This window comes from Methylobacterium terrae (assembly GCF_003173755.1).
Classification (GTDB): Bacteria; Pseudomonadota; Alphaproteobacteria; order Rhizobiales; family Beijerinckiaceae; genus Methylobacterium; species Methylobacterium terrae.
In genome coordinates, this window is the sequence record NZ_CP029553.1 from 5,522,984 (window position 1) to 5,536,772 (window position 13,789).

General features: G+C 72.5%; 17 protein-coding genes. 7 read left to right on the forward strand and 10 right to left on the reverse strand.

Annotated features, from left to right (window positions below):
* Window positions 1-2 precede the first annotated feature (2 nt).
* Window positions 3-812 (forward strand): MBL fold metallo-hydrolase, encoded by an 810-nt coding sequence (locus tag DK419_RS25520; protein ID WP_109961563.1) that lies wholly within the window; start codon window positions 3-5, stop codon window positions 810-812.
* Here DK419_RS25520 and DK419_RS25525 read toward each other — a convergent pair.
* The 5 genes from DK419_RS25525 to DK419_RS25545 all read right to left on the reverse strand — a co-directional run bounded on the left by DK419_RS25525 (window position 779) and on the right by DK419_RS25545 (window position 3,550).
* Complete coding sequence (locus DK419_RS25525; RefSeq protein WP_109961564.1) at window positions 779-1,150, reverse strand: cupin domain-containing protein; 372 nt, start codon at window positions 1,148-1,150, stop codon at window positions 779-781. The genes DK419_RS25520 and DK419_RS25525 overlap by 34 nt on opposite strands.
* Window positions 1,147-1,434 (reverse strand): type II toxin-antitoxin system RelE/ParE family toxin, encoded by a 288-nt coding sequence (locus tag DK419_RS25530; RefSeq protein ID WP_245442714.1) that lies wholly within the window; start codon window positions 1,432-1,434, stop codon window positions 1,147-1,149. The genes DK419_RS25525 and DK419_RS25530 overlap by 4 nt, the downstream gene beginning before the upstream one ends.
* Window positions 1,431-1,658 (reverse strand): hypothetical protein, encoded by a 228-nt coding sequence (locus DK419_RS25535; protein ID WP_109961566.1) that lies wholly within the window; start codon window positions 1,656-1,658, stop codon window positions 1,431-1,433. Before DK419_RS25535 ends, DK419_RS25530 begins: the two co-directional genes overlap by 4 nt.
* A gap of 243 nt (window positions 1,659-1,901) precedes the next feature.
* Window positions 1,902-2,414, reverse strand: a complete 513-nt coding sequence (locus tag DK419_RS25540; protein WP_109961567.1) for a hypothetical protein — start codon at window positions 2,412-2,414, stop codon at window positions 1,902-1,904.
* Window positions 2,415-2,650: 236 nt separating this feature from the next.
* Entirely contained in the window at window positions 2,651-3,550 is a 900-nt protein-coding gene (locus DK419_RS25545) for an aldo/keto reductase family oxidoreductase (protein WP_109961568.1), read from the reverse strand.
* A 97-nt stretch (window positions 3,551-3,647) separates the two neighbouring features.
* On the opposite strand from DK419_RS25545, the gene DK419_RS25550 reads away from it, so the two are divergent.
* Window positions 3,648-4,550 (forward strand): LysR family transcriptional regulator, encoded by a 903-nt coding sequence (locus DK419_RS25550; protein WP_109961569.1) that lies wholly within the window; start codon window positions 3,648-3,650, stop codon window positions 4,548-4,550.
* 22 nt (window positions 4,551-4,572) lie between these two features.
* On the opposite strand, the gene DK419_RS25555 is transcribed toward DK419_RS25550, so the two are convergent.
* Window positions 4,573-5,703, reverse strand: coding sequence for a carboxylate-amine ligase (locus DK419_RS25555; RefSeq protein WP_109961570.1), 1,131 nt, complete (start codon window positions 5,701-5,703; stop codon window positions 4,573-4,575).
* Window positions 5,704-5,764: 61 nt separating this feature from the next.
* Window positions 5,765-6,193, reverse strand: coding sequence for an RNA polymerase sigma factor region1.1 domain-containing protein (locus DK419_RS25560; protein ID WP_109961571.1), 429 nt, complete (start codon window positions 6,191-6,193; stop codon window positions 5,765-5,767).
* Between the two features lie 133 nt (window positions 6,194-6,326).
* On the opposite strand from DK419_RS25560, the gene DK419_RS25565 reads away from it, so the two are divergent.
* Window positions 6,327-7,727 (forward strand): cytochrome P450, encoded by a 1,401-nt coding sequence (locus DK419_RS25565; protein WP_109961572.1) that lies wholly within the window; start codon window positions 6,327-6,329, stop codon window positions 7,725-7,727.
* Here the strand turns inward: DK419_RS25565 and DK419_RS25570 are convergent.
* From DK419_RS25570 to DK419_RS25580, 3 genes are all read right to left on the reverse strand, one after another.
* Window positions 7,678-8,169, reverse strand: coding sequence for a carboxymuconolactone decarboxylase family protein (locus DK419_RS25570; protein ID WP_109961573.1), 492 nt, complete (start codon window positions 8,167-8,169; stop codon window positions 7,678-7,680). The two genes, DK419_RS25565 and DK419_RS25570, sit on opposite strands and share 50 nt — an antisense overlap.
* On the reverse strand, window positions 8,075-8,560 hold the full coding sequence (locus tag DK419_RS25575) for a MerR family transcriptional regulator (RefSeq protein ID WP_109961574.1): 486 nt from the start codon (window positions 8,558-8,560) through the stop codon (window positions 8,075-8,077). The genes DK419_RS25570 and DK419_RS25575 overlap by 95 nt, the downstream gene beginning before the upstream one ends.
* Before the next feature lie 101 nt (window positions 8,561-8,661).
* The gene (locus tag DK419_RS25580) at window positions 8,662-9,039 is read right to left on the reverse strand and encodes a TfoX/Sxy family protein (RefSeq protein WP_245442715.1); all 378 of its coding nucleotides are present in this window, start codon (window positions 9,037-9,039) and stop codon (window positions 8,662-8,664) included.
* 440 nt (window positions 9,040-9,479) lie between these two features.
* Here DK419_RS25580 and DK419_RS25585 point away from each other — a divergent pair, with 440 nt between their 5' ends.
* The 4 genes from DK419_RS25585 (at window position 9,480) to DK419_RS25600 (ending at window position 13,728) form a co-directional block, all read left to right on the forward strand.
* Window positions 9,480-10,325, forward strand: a complete 846-nt coding sequence (locus tag DK419_RS25585) for a carbohydrate ABC transporter permease (protein WP_245443065.1) — start codon at window positions 9,480-9,482, stop codon at window positions 10,323-10,325.
* A complete protein-coding gene (locus DK419_RS25590; RefSeq protein WP_109961577.1) occupies window positions 10,322-11,176 on the forward strand; it encodes a carbohydrate ABC transporter permease in 855 nt (284 codons plus the stop codon). The genes DK419_RS25585 and DK419_RS25590 overlap by 4 nt, the downstream gene beginning before the upstream one ends.
* A gap of 11 nt (window positions 11,177-11,187) precedes the next feature.
* Window positions 11,188-12,516: an ABC transporter substrate-binding protein gene (locus DK419_RS25595; protein ID WP_109961578.1), complete on the forward strand. Its 1,329-nt coding sequence runs from the start codon at window positions 11,188-11,190 to the stop codon at window positions 12,514-12,516.
* Between the two features lie 384 nt (window positions 12,517-12,900).
* Complete coding sequence (locus DK419_RS25600; protein WP_109961579.1) at window positions 12,901-13,728, forward strand: phosphodiesterase; 828 nt, start codon at window positions 12,901-12,903, stop codon at window positions 13,726-13,728.
* Window positions 13,729-13,789: the final 61 nt, after the last annotated feature.

The following is a 13,789-nucleotide window of genomic DNA, read 5'->3' on the forward strand; positions in this document are numbered from 1 at the left end:
GCATGCCGACCCTGACCCTTCGCATCCTGGGCTGCGGCTCCTCGGGCGGCGTGCCGCGGGTCGGCTACGGCTGGGGCGCCTGCGACCCGGCCGAGCGCAAGAACCGGCGCCGGCGCTGCTCGCTCCTGGTCGAGCGCCGCGACGCCGAGAGCGAGGCGACGACCGTGCTCGTCGACACCTCGCCGGACCTGCGCGAGCAACTCCTCGACGCGAACGTGACGCGCCTCGACGGGATCCTGTTCACCCACTCGCACGCCGACCACACCCACGGCATCGACGACGTGCGCCCGCTGGTGATCCACATGCGCCGGCGCATCGCGGTCCATGCCGATGCGACGACCTCGGAACTGCTCAGGGCCCGCTTCGGCTACTGCTTCACCTCGCGGCCGGGCAGCCTCTATCCGCCGATCCTCGACCTGCACGCCCTCGAGACCGGCGCCCCGGTGACGGTCGAGGGGCCGGGCGGGCCGGTGACGGCGACCGCCTTCGTGATGGAGCACGGGCCCGAGGAGAAGGCCTTGGGCTTCCGCTTCGCCGACGCAGCCTACGCGCCCGACGTCAGCACGATGCCCGACGCCGCCAAGGCGTCCTTGCGCAACCTCGACCTCCTGATCATCGATGCGCTCCGCGACTCGCCCCATCCGACCCACTTCTCGGTCTCGGACGCCCTGGCGCTGATCGAGGAGGTGGCGCCGCGCCGGGCCATCCTGACCAACCTCCACACCGACCTCGACTACGAGACCCTGCGCCGGCGCCTGCCGCCGGGCGTGGTGCCGGCCTATGACGGGCTCTCGGTCGAGGTCGACGGCTGACCGGCCGGCGCGAGGTGCACCGCGAGCCAGACGGTCGGTTCGTCGGGGCTCGTCCACTCGACCCGGTGGCGCCGATGCGCCGGGATCATCAGGTGGTCGCCGGGGGCGAGACGCCGCGGCTCCGGTTCGTCGATAAGGCGCAGAAGCGCGGCGCCCGTGAGCAGTACGACCCACTCGTCCCACGTCTGGTCGTACCAGAAGCCCGGCGGGCTCGCCTGGCCGGTCGAGACGATGCGCTCGATGCGGGCCTGCGGCGTCCGGGCGAGGATGTCGACGCGTTCGTCGGCCTGGGGCGACGCCGGCAGGCCGGCGAGGAGGTTGGCGGTCGCGCGCGTCATGGCGCATCCGGCATCGTCGCGGGGTCGCGGGCACCCTGTCGGACGCCAACGACGACGACCTCGTCCTCGGTCAGGGTATAGAAGATCAGGTACGGTCTGGCCAAGGTCCGCCGCATGGGTCGAAGGTCGGTCGGCGGGCCGCTGCGGGGCTGATCAAGCAGGCGGTCGGTCGCTGCCTGGAGACGAGCCAGGACGCGGCGTCCGCCGCTCGGAGACTTTTTGGAGATTCCATCCAGGATCCGCTCGATTTCGTTCGCCGCTTCGGGCGTGTAGCGCAGCCTCACAGGCCGTGCTTCGCCCAGATGGCCCGCATCCGTTCGTCGCTCGCGAACTCGCCCCGGGCCGCCTGTGCGAGGGACTTCGCGAACGACGCCTTCTCGTCAGGGCTCAGAATGACGAGGCCCTGCTCGTCGTCGAGCACGGCCAGCATGGTGCGGGCGACCTCATCCTGGGTTTCAGGCGGGAGGGTGCGGACGCGCTCGATCGCTTGTTCGAGAAGGTCGGTCATGACACCATTATGCACGCGATCCGCGTCGGCATGAAGGGAAACCCGCGGCGTCGCGGCCCGGCGGCACCTGCCCCAGGCAGCCCGGATCCGGCCTACCGTTCCATAATGCTAATTATGCGAATCGTGCGGGCCCGGTCCGTGCGCAGGCACGAGGCTGGCGGAACGGCCTCCCCCGCCCGTCGATCGGGTCGGTGCGGCGCGGCCTCTCGGGCTGACGGCCCGGGAGGCCCTGTCGGCAAGGGGTCAGCGTGGTCCGCCACCGCGGCGCATGGCGATCTCCTGGCCCTCCTGCCCGAGCGCGCCGGACGGGGCCAGGGTCTCGTTCGGGATCGGGGCCATGCCCTCGTGCGCGGTGCGCGACTCCGGCCGGCCGGCGGCCGGGTCGCCGGAATTCCGCCGCATCTTCAGGGCGCGCCGGGCGTGCGAGACCAGGCTGCCGCGCGCCTCGGCGGCGCGGCGGCGCTCCCGCTCCTTGTTGGCGCGCTTGACCGCCGAGGCGAGCAAGGCCGCCTTCTGTCGCGAGCCGGTATCGTCCGCGGCCGGCCGCGCCCCCGAAGGCGCTGCCCGGCCGCGGATCTCGCGGCGCTGGCGATGCGCGATGCTGCGGGCGCGGTCCCGGCGCTCGCGCAGGCGATGGACCAGTTCGTCGAGGTCCCGGTCGGCGACATCCTGGATCCGGGGATGATGCGACCGGCCGACGAGTTCGGCCTCGTCGGCAGTCAGCAGGCGGGCTTCCTGGCGGCTCGAGATGGTCAAGGGCTGCTCCGTCGGTAGCGTGGCGGGTGCAGTCCGGGGCGTCGTCGTGCACGCCCCGTTCTCGCCCAGGGGAAGTCCGTGGGACGATCATTGTTCCTGTGCGATCATCTCCGAGAAGATGCCGTCGATCATGGGATTAAGGCTCCGGAGTGAAACGTCTTGGCTGGCGGGCGGCCGATTTCCGACGAAATCTTCTCGGCGCGTCCCGGTTCCTCCTGCCGCTCCGCACGGTCGCGTCAGTGCCCCTCCGCTGGTTGCGAGCCCGGCGCGCCGCCGGCGAGCCCGTCGAGCGCCCGCATCGCCGCCTCCGGCAGGTCCAGATCCGCCGCGTCCAGGTTCTCCCGCAGGTGCCCGCGCGAGGAGGTGCCGGGGATGAGCAGCAGGTTGGGCGACCGGCGCAGGAGCCAGGCGAGCGCCACCTGCATCGGCGTCGCGTCGAGCCCCCGGGCGATCTCCGACAGGCCCTGCGACTGGATCGGGCTGAAGCCGCCGAGGGGGAAGAACGGCACGTAGGCGGTCCCGTCCGCCGCGAGGGCGTCGATCAGGGCGTCGTCGGCCCGGTGGACGAGGTTGTAGTGGTTCTGCACGCAGGCGATCCCGGCGATCCTGCGCCCCTCGGCGACCTGCGCCGCCGTGACGTTGCTGAGCCCGAGATGGCGGATCAGCCCCCGGTGCTGGAGCTCGGCCAGCACGGAGAGCGGCGCTTCGATCGCGCCCTCGGCCGGGCCGTGCACGCTGAACATCGCCCGCAGGTTGACCACCTCGAGCACGTCGAGGCCGAGATGGCGCAGGTTGTCGTGCACCGCCGCGACCAGCGCCTCGGCCGAGAAGGCCGGGTTCCACGACGCGTCGGCGTCGCGCACCGCCCCGACCTTGGTGACGATCACGAGGTCGTCCGGGTACGGGTGCAGCGCCTCGCGGATGATCTGATTGGTGACGTGGGGGCCGTAGAAGTCGCTGGTGTCGATGTGGGTCACGCCGCGCGCCACCGCCTCGCGCAGGACCGCCACCGCCTCGGCCCGGTCCTTCGGCGGGCCGAACACGCCCGGCCCGGCGAGCTGCATCGCGCCGTAGCCCATCCGGTTCACGCGCCGATCACCCAGGGCCCAGGTCCCCGCCGTTCCGATCCCGCTCATGGTCCGTCTCCTCGCTCGATGACGACCCGGATCTAGAGGCTGGTCGACTGCGTGATAAGGCGGCACAATCCGGACGGGGCGTGCGAAACGGCGAACGATGGCGGCGGATCTGGGAGACTTGGCCGCCTTCGTGGCGGTGGCGGAGGCCGGCGGTTTTCGCGAGGCGGCGCGCGCCGGCAACGCCAGCGCCTCGTCCCTGAGCGAGGCCTTGCGCCGGCTCGAGGCGGGGTTCGGCGTCCGGCTCCTCAACCGGACGACCCGCAGCGTCGCGCCGACCGAGGCCGGGGCGCGGCTGCTCGAGCGGTTGAAGCCGGCTCTCGGCGAGGTCGCGGCGGCCCTCGACGTGGTCAACGGCTTTCGCGACCGGCCGGCCGGGAGCTTGCGCCTCAACGTGCCGGTGAGCGCGGCGCGGCTGGTGCTGCCGAAGATCGTCCCGCCCTTCCTCGCCGCCTATCCCGACATCCACCTCGACGTGGTCGCCGAGGACGGGTTCGTCGACGTGCTGGCGGCGGGCTGCGATGCCGGCATCCGCTACGAGGAGCGCCTGGAGCCGGACATGATCGCGGTGCCGATCGGCCCGCGCTCGCAACGCTTCGCGACGGCCGCGGCGCCGGCCTATCTCGACCGGCGCGGCCGGCCGGCGCATCCGCGCGACCTCCTGGAGCATGCCTGCCTGCGCGGCCGCTTCGCCAGCGGCGCCTCGACCGAGTGGGAGTTCGAGCGCGACGGCGAGACCGTGCGGATCGAGCCGGGCGGCCCGCTCACCGTGCGGGTCGGCACCGCGACCGACCTCGCGGTCGAGGCCGCGCTCGCGGGGGTCGGGGTCATCACCCTGTTCGAGGACTGGCTGCGGCCCCACCTCGACAGCGGGGCGCTCGAACCCGTCCTCGAGCCGTGGTGGCCGCGGTTCTCGGGGCCGTTCCTGTACTATCCGGGCCGGCGCTACCTGCCGGCGCCGCTGCGGGCCTTCGTGGACTTCATCGGGGCGCGGCGGGGGTGAGCGCCCTGCCCCGACCCCGGCCTCACGCCGCCCGCCCCTCGGTCTCCCGCGCGAGCGCATCCACCACCGCGGCGATGCCGGCCGCGTCCTCGCCGTCCTCGCCCCGCGCCGCCGCGTAGGCCGCGCGCTGGCGATCGGCGCTGGTGCCGTCGCGGGCGATGCGGCGGGCCTCGTCGAGGGCTTGCGCGCAGCCGAGCGCCGCCGCGTCCTCGGCGACGAGCGCCAGCACGCCCTCCAGGGCCTCTTCGAACGGCACCGCGCGGCCAGCGTCCGGATCGATCAGGGCGGCGCGCACGCCGTCGCGCTGGGCCCGCCACAGGTTCTCGCGGAGCAGAGCCCGGGCGACCCCGTCGAGGCCGGCATGGAGGTCGGGGCGGCGCTCGGCGGCGCGCACGAGGCAGCGGTAGAGGCCGGCGATCGCCACCGCGTCGTCGACCCGGGTGCAGCCGTCGGCGATGCGCAGCTCGAGCGTCGGGTAGCGGATCGAGGGCCGCAGGTGCCACCACAGGAAGCTCGCATCCTGGATGGCGCCCGCTTCCCGCATCACCGCGACGTAGCGCTCGAACTCGGCGTTGCTGGCGAACAGGTCGGGCAGGCCGGTGCGCGGCATCTCGCCGAACACGCTGAGGCGGTAGCCGCACAGGCCGGTGTCGCGCCCCTCCCAGAACGGCGAGGAGACCGAGAGCGCGAGCAGCACCGGCAGGAACGGCAGCAGCCGGTTCATCAGGTCGACCCGGTCGTCGGGCCGCGCGACCTCGACGTGGACGTGCATGCCGCTCACCAGCGTGCGCTGCCCGACCATCCGCACCTCGTCGAGGATGCCGTGGTAGCGCGCCCCGTCGGTCGGGGATTGCGCGTCCCAGGCGGCGCCCGGATGGGTGCCGGCGGCAAAGACCAGGATGCCGTGCGCCCGCCCGATCTCGGCGAGCCCCCGGCGCAGGGACGCGAGGCCGGCCCGGGCCTCCTCGGGCGTCGTCGCCGGCGGCGTCGCGATCTCGATCTGGCTCTGCAGCAACTCGCGCTCGGCTGCCGGCAGCAGGGCCTTGGCGGCGGCGTGGAAGCCCCGCACAGCGGGACCCGGCGTGCCGCGGGTCGCGGCATCCGCCAGGAAGAACTCCTCCTCGATGCCGAAGCGGTAGGCGGGGCCGGTCATGGATGCGAATGTCTCCGAGAGGCATCGGGATATAGGAGCCAGCGACCCGCCGGCCACGGCCTCAAGCCCGCATCGCGAGGAGCGCCAGGACGACGACGGCGAGGACGAGCGCGGCCAGGCCGGCCAGGACCACCGCCCGGTGCGCGCCGCCCCGGGCCGGTCCGGGCGCGGCCCTGCGGGGGGCCGGAGCCGAGGCCGCCGTCGCGGCGGGAGGCGATTCGGGGGTGGGCGCCGCGGCCTCGGGCGGCGGCGGCTCCGGCAGCCGGATCGCGCCGGCGGGCGGCAGAGGCCGGCCTTGCTGCAGCAGGACCTCGTCCGGATCGACCGGAACCCCGGCCTCCTCCAGCTCGATCAGCACCAGGGCGATGTCCTCGGCGCTCATCCGGTCGACCGGGAGCGCCCGGCGCAGGTCGTCGGGCGTCAGCCCGCCCCGGCTCCGGCCGAGGGCGATCAGGCGGTCGAGGGTGGTGCGGTCGAAGGCGGCCTGCATGACGCGGCTCCGTGTGTCGTCGGTGCCAACGCGCACCGGGCGGCGCGCGTTTCCCCGTCACGCTCACGCCCAGATGGGGTAGGAGACAAGGGGAAGGCTCCCGGTCACCGTCGGGACCGAACCCAGGCGAGCCATGAACGCGCACCCGTCCCAATTCCGTCCGGCGCCCGAGGGGCCGCCGCCGGTCCTCGCCCGGATCACGCCGCCGGCCCGGCCGCTCGGGCCGTGGCGGCTGTTCCGGACCATCGTGCGCAACCCGCTCGAGGCCTGGCCCGAGGCGATCTACCGCGAGCCGCTCTACGTCTCCGACTTCCTCGGCAATACCAGCCTGTTCGTGATGGCCCCGAACCTGATCCGGCAGGTGATGGTCGACGAGGCCGACGCGTTCGAGAAGTCGGAGGTCTTGCGCCGCGCCCTCTCTCCGGCGCTCGGCGACGCGATCCTGACCGCCGACGGGGCGCGCTGGCGCTGGCAACGCCGGGCGGCGGCGCCGATCTTCCGGGCCGAGCGCATCCGCAGCTTCGTGCCGGCGATGATCGCCGCCGCCGAGCGCACCCGCGACGCCCTCGCGGCGGATGCGGGCAGGGGTGAGGTCGATGTCGCCCAGACGATGATGCGCACCACCTTCGAGATCATCGTCGAGACGATGCTCTCGGGGGCCGGCGCCATCGACGCCGCCCGGGTCGAGCGCGGCATCACCGACTACCTCGAATCGACGAGCTGGGTCTTCGGCCTCACGCTTCTGCGCGCGCCGACCTGGATGCCCTATCCGGGCCGGGCCAAGGCCGAGCGGGCCAAGATGTACCTGCGCGACGCGCTGTTCCGCCTCGCCGCGGAGGGGCGCCGCGCCGGTACGGAAGGGCGCAACGACCTGATGAGCCTGCTGCTCGCCGCCCGCGACCCGGAGACCGGCCAGGCGATGGACGACCGCGACGTCGCCGACAACCTGCTGACCTTCGTCACCGCCGGCCACGAGACCACGGCGCTCGCCCTCACCTGGGCGTTCTACCTGCTCGCCCACCACCCCGAGAGCGAGGCGCGGGTCGCCGCCGAGGTCGAGGCGGTGACCGGCGGCGGGCCGCTCGAGGCCGACCACGTCGACACCCTGTCCTACACCCGCCAGGTGGTCCTCGAGGCGATGCGGCTCTACCCGCCGGTGCCGGTGGTGGTGCGGGCGGCACTCCGCGACGTCGACCTCGGCGGGACGCCGGTCAAGGCCGGCACGCCGATCACGGTCCCGATCTACGCCGTGCACCGCCACGCCGCCCTGTGGGACGAGCCGGAGCGCTTCGACCCCGCCCGCTTCGCCCCCGAGGCCGCCAAGGCCCGCGACCGCTACGCCTACCTGCCCTTCGCGGCCGGCCCGCGGATCTGCATCGGCATGGGCTTCGCGCTCTCCGAGGCGGTGGCGATCCTTGCGGTGCTGGTCCGCTCGTTGCGCTTCTCGCTCAGGCCCGGCTACCTGCCGGTGCTCAAGCAGCGCATCACTCTACGCCCGGCGGAGGGGATGCCGATGCGGGTGAGCCTTCGCTGAGCACGCCTTCCGCGGGCGGGAACCGGCGCGCGAACACCTCCTTGGCCGCGAAGAGACCGTTGAGGGCGGCCGGGAACCCGGCATAGACCGCCATCTGCACGACGGTCTCGGTGATCTCCTCGCGGGTGAGCCCGACATTCAGGCCGGCCTCGATGTGGACCCGCAGCTGCGGCGCGGCATTGCCCATCGCGGTCAGCGCCGCGATGGTGGCGATCTCGCGGTCGCGCAGGGTCAGGCCGGGCCGGGAATAGATGTCGCCGAAGGGGAACTCGAACAGGTAGGTGGCGAAGTCCGGCGCGATGTCGGCGAGGGCCGCCACCACGGCGTGCCCGGCCTCGCCGTCGATCTCAGCGAGCGCGCGCCGGCCGCGCGCGAGCCGGCTCTCGCCGTTGCTCCGGGGTTCCGTGCTCGGGGGTTCTGGGTTCCGGGGTTCTGCGTTCATGGGGTGGTGCGTCATCGTCGTCGGTCCTCTCGGGTGAAGCCTGTCGGGGCGCCGCGTAGCCGGCGATCTTGGCGTCGAGGGTGAGGAGGCAGGCCTGCAGGTCCGCGACCTGCGCCCGGACCCGGTCGCGATGGGTCTCCAGCAACGCGCGCCGCTCCGCGTCCGTCCCGCCGCCGCCCTCGCGCAGGCGCGCGTAACGCAGCATGTCGCGGATCGGCATCCCGGTCGTCTTGAGGCGCCGCAGGAAGGCGATCCAGGACAGGATCGAGGCGTCGTAGTCGCGCCGGCTCGACCGGTCCCGGCTCGCATAGGGCAGGAGCCCGATCTTCTCGTAGTAGCGGATGGTGTGGGCCGAGAGCCCGGACCGCTTCGCGAGCTCGCCGATCTTCATGAGGCGACCGTCCTCCCTTCAGGATGGTCACGACGCTACAGGTTCGAGTGCGCTCTCAGTCAAGGCCCGCCGCGGGCCGCGCCGTGCCGGACGCGGCGGGATCAGCCGGTCGGGTCCCCTGCCCTTCGCCGCCGCGCCGGTTTCGCCCGGTCGGCGCCTCGCGCCGCCGCGCAGGCCCGGCGCGCCCGGACCGCGAATGCCTCCGGGTCGTCGCCGAGCCGGTCCGGCGCCCGCCGGCAGGAGGCGATGACCGTCGTCCGGCCGTCCGCCCAGGCGTAGGAGAACGGCGCGCCGCCCTCCGCCGCGAAGGCGGCCCTCTCGTCGGGCGCCGCCTTCAGGGACGGCGCGCCGCGCGCGACGAGCCCGAACATCAGGCCCTCGCGGAACAGCCCGAGCCCGCCGAACATCCGGCGGACCGAGACGCCGCCGAGGGGCGCCAGCATTTCCTCCAGGAACGCCCGGTCTCCGTGCTCCGGCATGACGATTCACCCGCAGAACCCCTTTCGGCCGAGATTCACCGCCCGGTCGCGCGCGGGCAAGCCCGGCCGGACCCTCGGGCGCGAAGCCCAGTTCCGCAACGTCAGTGAGGCCGCTTCTCGTCGATCCAGCAAGATCTTGCCGGCCCGCCCCGGCCTCGTGCCAGCCAGGGTTGTCGTTGAGCCGATAAGATTCCACCTCGCGCAACTTGCCGTCACGCCGCCGAAACGATGCCCGCGCCGCAGGTCGGGCACGGCATCGGCCGGAATACGGCCCGGGCCGGATGCGATTTCATCCGCCTGTCACGAAACCGCCCGATGACGCAGCCGTCACGACAGCCCGGCGGACCCCTTTGACCCACGTCCTCGACACGATTCCGGCAGCGGTCCCGGCCGAGCCCCCCGCCGCACGCGCGGCAAGGCGGCCCTGGGCCGGCCTCGCCCTGCCGCTCGCGCTGCTGAGCCCGTCCCTCGTCTTCCTGGCCCTGTTCACCTACTGGCCTGTGGTCGAGGTCCTGTGGGACGCGACCCACGCGGTGACGCGCCGGGGCACCCGCTTCGTGGGCCTCGCCAACTTCGAGGCGCTGTTCTCCGACCCGACCTTCCGGCGCGCGCTCCTCAACAACGGCCTCTACGCGCTGGGCACGGTGGTGCCGAGCCTGGTTCTGGCGCTCGCCGTCGCGCTCGCGCTCAACGGGGCCGGCCGGGTCCGGGCCCTGATGCGGGCCGTGTTCTTCCTGCCGGTGATGATTCCGCTGGTGGCGGCCGCCGCGCTGTTCCTGTTCCTGTTCCTGCCCGGCATCGGCCTCATCGACCACCACCTCGCCCGGCTCGGATTCGCCGGCGCCAACTGGCTCGGCGATCCCGATCTCGCGCTCGCCGCCATCACGGTGCTGACCGTGTGGAAGAATGCCGGCTACTACATGCTGTTCATCCTGGCGGGCCTGCAGGCGATCCCCGACGAGGCCCGGGAAGCCGCGCTCCTCGACGGCGCAGGGCCCTGGCAGCGCCTGCGCTACGTCACGCTGCCGGCTTTGCGTCCCACCTTCGCCTTCGTCGGGGTGATCGCGCTCCTCAACGCGGTGACGCAGGTCGACCACGTCTTCGTGCTGACGAAGGGCGGTCCCTCGGACGCGACGAAGCTCCTCCTGTTCTACATCTACGAGCAGGCCGCCGAGCGCTACGATGCCGGCCGCGCCGCCGCCGCCACCGTCGTGACGCTGGGCCTCCTCGCAGCCCTCACCGCCCTGTCGCTCGCCCGCGGCCAGGGCCCGGAGGCGGCCCGATGAGCGCGCCGACGAGCCCCCTTGCCGGCCCGGTGACCCGCGAGGTCACGCCCCGCCTCGCCCGCTGGCTCGTCGCCGGCCTGGCGCTGGTCTGGGCGGTGCCGTTCTGGTGGATGCTGGTGGCGGCGTTCCGGCCGGCGGGGTCGGGGGCCGACGCCTCGCTCCTGCCCTCCTTGGCGCCGACGCTCGCCAACTTCGCCGAGGCCTGGGCCTCGGCCGACTTCCCGCTCTACTTCCTCAATTCCCTCGTGATCTGCGCCGGCATCCTCCTGGTGCAGCTCGTCACTGCCTCGCTCGCCGGCTACGTCTTCGCGCGCCTCGAGTTTCCCGGCCGCGGGCTGCTGTTCGGCCTGTTCCTGGTCCAGCTGATGCTGGTGCCGGTGGTGCTGCTGGTGCCGAACCTGAAGACCATCGCGGCGCTCGGCCTCTACGACACCCTGCCGGGCGTGATGGCGCCCTACTGCGCCACCGCCTTCGGCACCTTCCTGATGCGCCAGAGCTTCCGCGAGGTGCCGCGCGAGCTCGAGGACGCCGCGATGATCGACGGGGCAGGCTGGTGGGCGCGCATCCGCCTCATCTACCTGCCGCTGACGAAGCCCGCGCTCGTCGCCTTCTCGATCGTCTCCGTTACCAGCCACTGGAACGAGTTCCTGTGGCCGCTGATGGTCATCAACTCCCCCGACAGGCGGCCCCTCACCCTCGGGCTGGCGAGCTTCACGCTCAGCGCCGAGGGCATGCAGGCCTGGGGGCTGATCGCGGCCGGCACCTTCCTGGTCAGCCTGCCGCTGCTCGCCGCCTTCCTGATCTTCCAGCGCCGGTTCGTGAACAGCTTCCTCGCCTCCGGCATCAAGTAGAGGACACGACGATGATCTCCTGGTGGAAGGGCGCCGCCCTCGCGCTCGTCGCGGCGGCGGGCCTCGCCGCGCCGCGCGCGGCATACGCGACCGATATCGAGCTGTTCTTCCCCGTCCCGGTGGACGGGGCGCTCGCCCGCAACATGTCGGGGCTGATCAAGGAGTTCAACGACTCCCACCCGGACATCAAGGCGATTCCGGTCTTCACCGGATCCTACGACGACACGCTGCTCAAGACCCGCGCGGCGATCAAGGCCGGCAAGCCGCCGGCGGCGGTCATCATGTCGGCGAACTTCCTCACCGACCTCGCCATCGAGCGCGAGATCGCGCCGATGGATGACCTGATCGAGAAGGACGGCAAGAGCCAGGACGCCTTCACCGGCCGGTTCTTCCCGGCGCTCCTCCCCAACGCCGTCATCGACCGCAAGGTCTACGGCGTGCCGTTTCACAACTCGACCCCGCTGCTCTACATCAACGCCGACCACTTCAGGCAAGCCGGCCTCGACCCCGACAAGCCGCCGCGCACCTGGGCCGAGCTGTACGACGCCGCCCGCACGCTGACGAGGCGCGAGGGCGAGCGCACCACCCGCTGGGGCCTGATGATGCCCTCGAACTACGATTACGGCGGCTGGATCCTCGAAGCCCTGACGATGTCGAACGGCGGGCGCTACTACAACGAGGAGTACGGCGGCGAGGTCTATTACGACACCCCGACCATGCTCGGCGCCCTCACCTTCTGGTCGGACCTCGTGCACAAGGCCAAGGTGCACCCGGCCGGCGAGCAGAAGGGCCCGGCGGTGACCGGCGCGTTCCTGGCCGGCCAGGCCTCGATGATGATCATCTCGACGGGCTCGCTCACCTTCATCCGCGACACCGCCAAGTTCCCGTTCAAGGTCGCCTTCGTGCCGATGAACGTGCGCCAGGCGGTGCCGATCGGCGGCGCCTCGCTGGTGCAGCCGACCGGCCTCTCGCCCGAGAAGCGCGCCGCCGGCTGGACCCTGATCCAGTGGCTGACCTCGCCCGAGACGTCGGGCTGGTGGAGCCGCGCCACGGGCTACTTCGCCCCCAACAAGGCGGCCTACGACCTCCCCGAGATGAAGGCCTTCCTCGACAAGAACCCGGACGCCAGGATCGCGGTGGACCAGCTCGCCAACGCCAAGCCGTGGTTTGCCACCTACCGCACCGTGCCGGTGCGCAAGGCGATCGAGGACGAGCTGCAGGCGGTGCTCGCGGGCAAGCGCCAGCCGAAGGAGGCGCTCGCCGCCGCCCAGAAGGCCGCCGACGCCCTGATGCGCCCCTACGTCGAGGACACTGCGCTCCGCCTGCCGGGCGCGGAGTGAGGCGCGCCTCGGTTTAGACGCAACCCATTCCCGGAGTTCCGCCCGCTTCGCTCCCATCGTTCGTAGGACTGTCCGGGGAAAGATTCGTGGCGCGGATTCCCCTCTCCCCGCGGGCGGGGAGAGGCCTGAGCTCCGAAGGGGCTCAGGGAGCAGCGAACCGCAGGTTCGCCGCGAGGGTGAGGGGGTGTTTCCGGGGGAGCCTCATCCGGCGCCCCCCTCACCCTCGCTCCGGCTTTCGCCTCCGCTCCCCTCACCCCCGACGAGGGGGGTGAAGGCCTCTCCCCGCCCGCGGGGAGAGGAGAAACCCGCGCTTCTTCCTTCACCGGACAGGCCTGCGTCGTCCGGGAAAGGGCGTTGCGATCGAAGAACAAACGGACCCCCACCATGCTCATCGCCCAGATCACCGACCTGCACGTGCGCCCCCGCGGGCTGCCGGCCTACCGGGTCTCCGAGACCAACCGGATGGTCGCCCGCGCGGTGGCGCACCTCATCGCCCTCGATCCCCGGCCCGACCTCGTGCTGGTCTCCGGCGACCTCACCGATTGCGGACTTCGGGAAGAGTATGAGGAACTGCGCGGCCTGCTCGCCCGCCTGCCGATGCCGGTCCTCGTCGTGCCCGGCAACCACGACCGGCGCGAGACCATGCGCGAAACCCTGCCGGCGGCCTGGATGCCGGGCGCGACCGGGACCTTCGTCCAGTACACGATCGAGGATCACCCGGTCCGCCTGATCGCCCTCGACACGCTGGTCGCGGGCGCGAGCCACGGCGCGCTGTGCACGGAGCGCCTCGGCTTCCTCGAGCGGGCGCTCGCCGGCGGCGACGGCCGCCCGACCCTGGTGTTCATGCACCACCCGCCCTTCGCATGCGGCCTCGTCCACATGGACGAGATCCGGCTCCTCGACGGCGAGGCGCCGTTCCGGCGGCTGATCGCCGGTGAGACCTGCATCGAGCGGATCCTGTGCGGCCACCACCACCGGCCGATCGTGACCCGCTACGCCGGCACGATCGCCCAGATCGCCCCGAGCGTGACCCACCAGGTCGCCTTCGATCTGACGCCGGAGCACGAGGGTGCGCTCGTCTTCGAGCCGCCGGCCTACCTGCTCCACCGCTACGCGCCGGAGACGGGAATCGTGAGCCACATGGTCTACGTCGAGGCGTTCGACGGGCCATACCCGTTCGTGCTGGACGCGGCGTATCCGGGGCAGCACTGATACAATTTCAAAATACTAATCGATGCCGAATAAGCCGCGGGATCCCCTCTCCCGTCTGGGA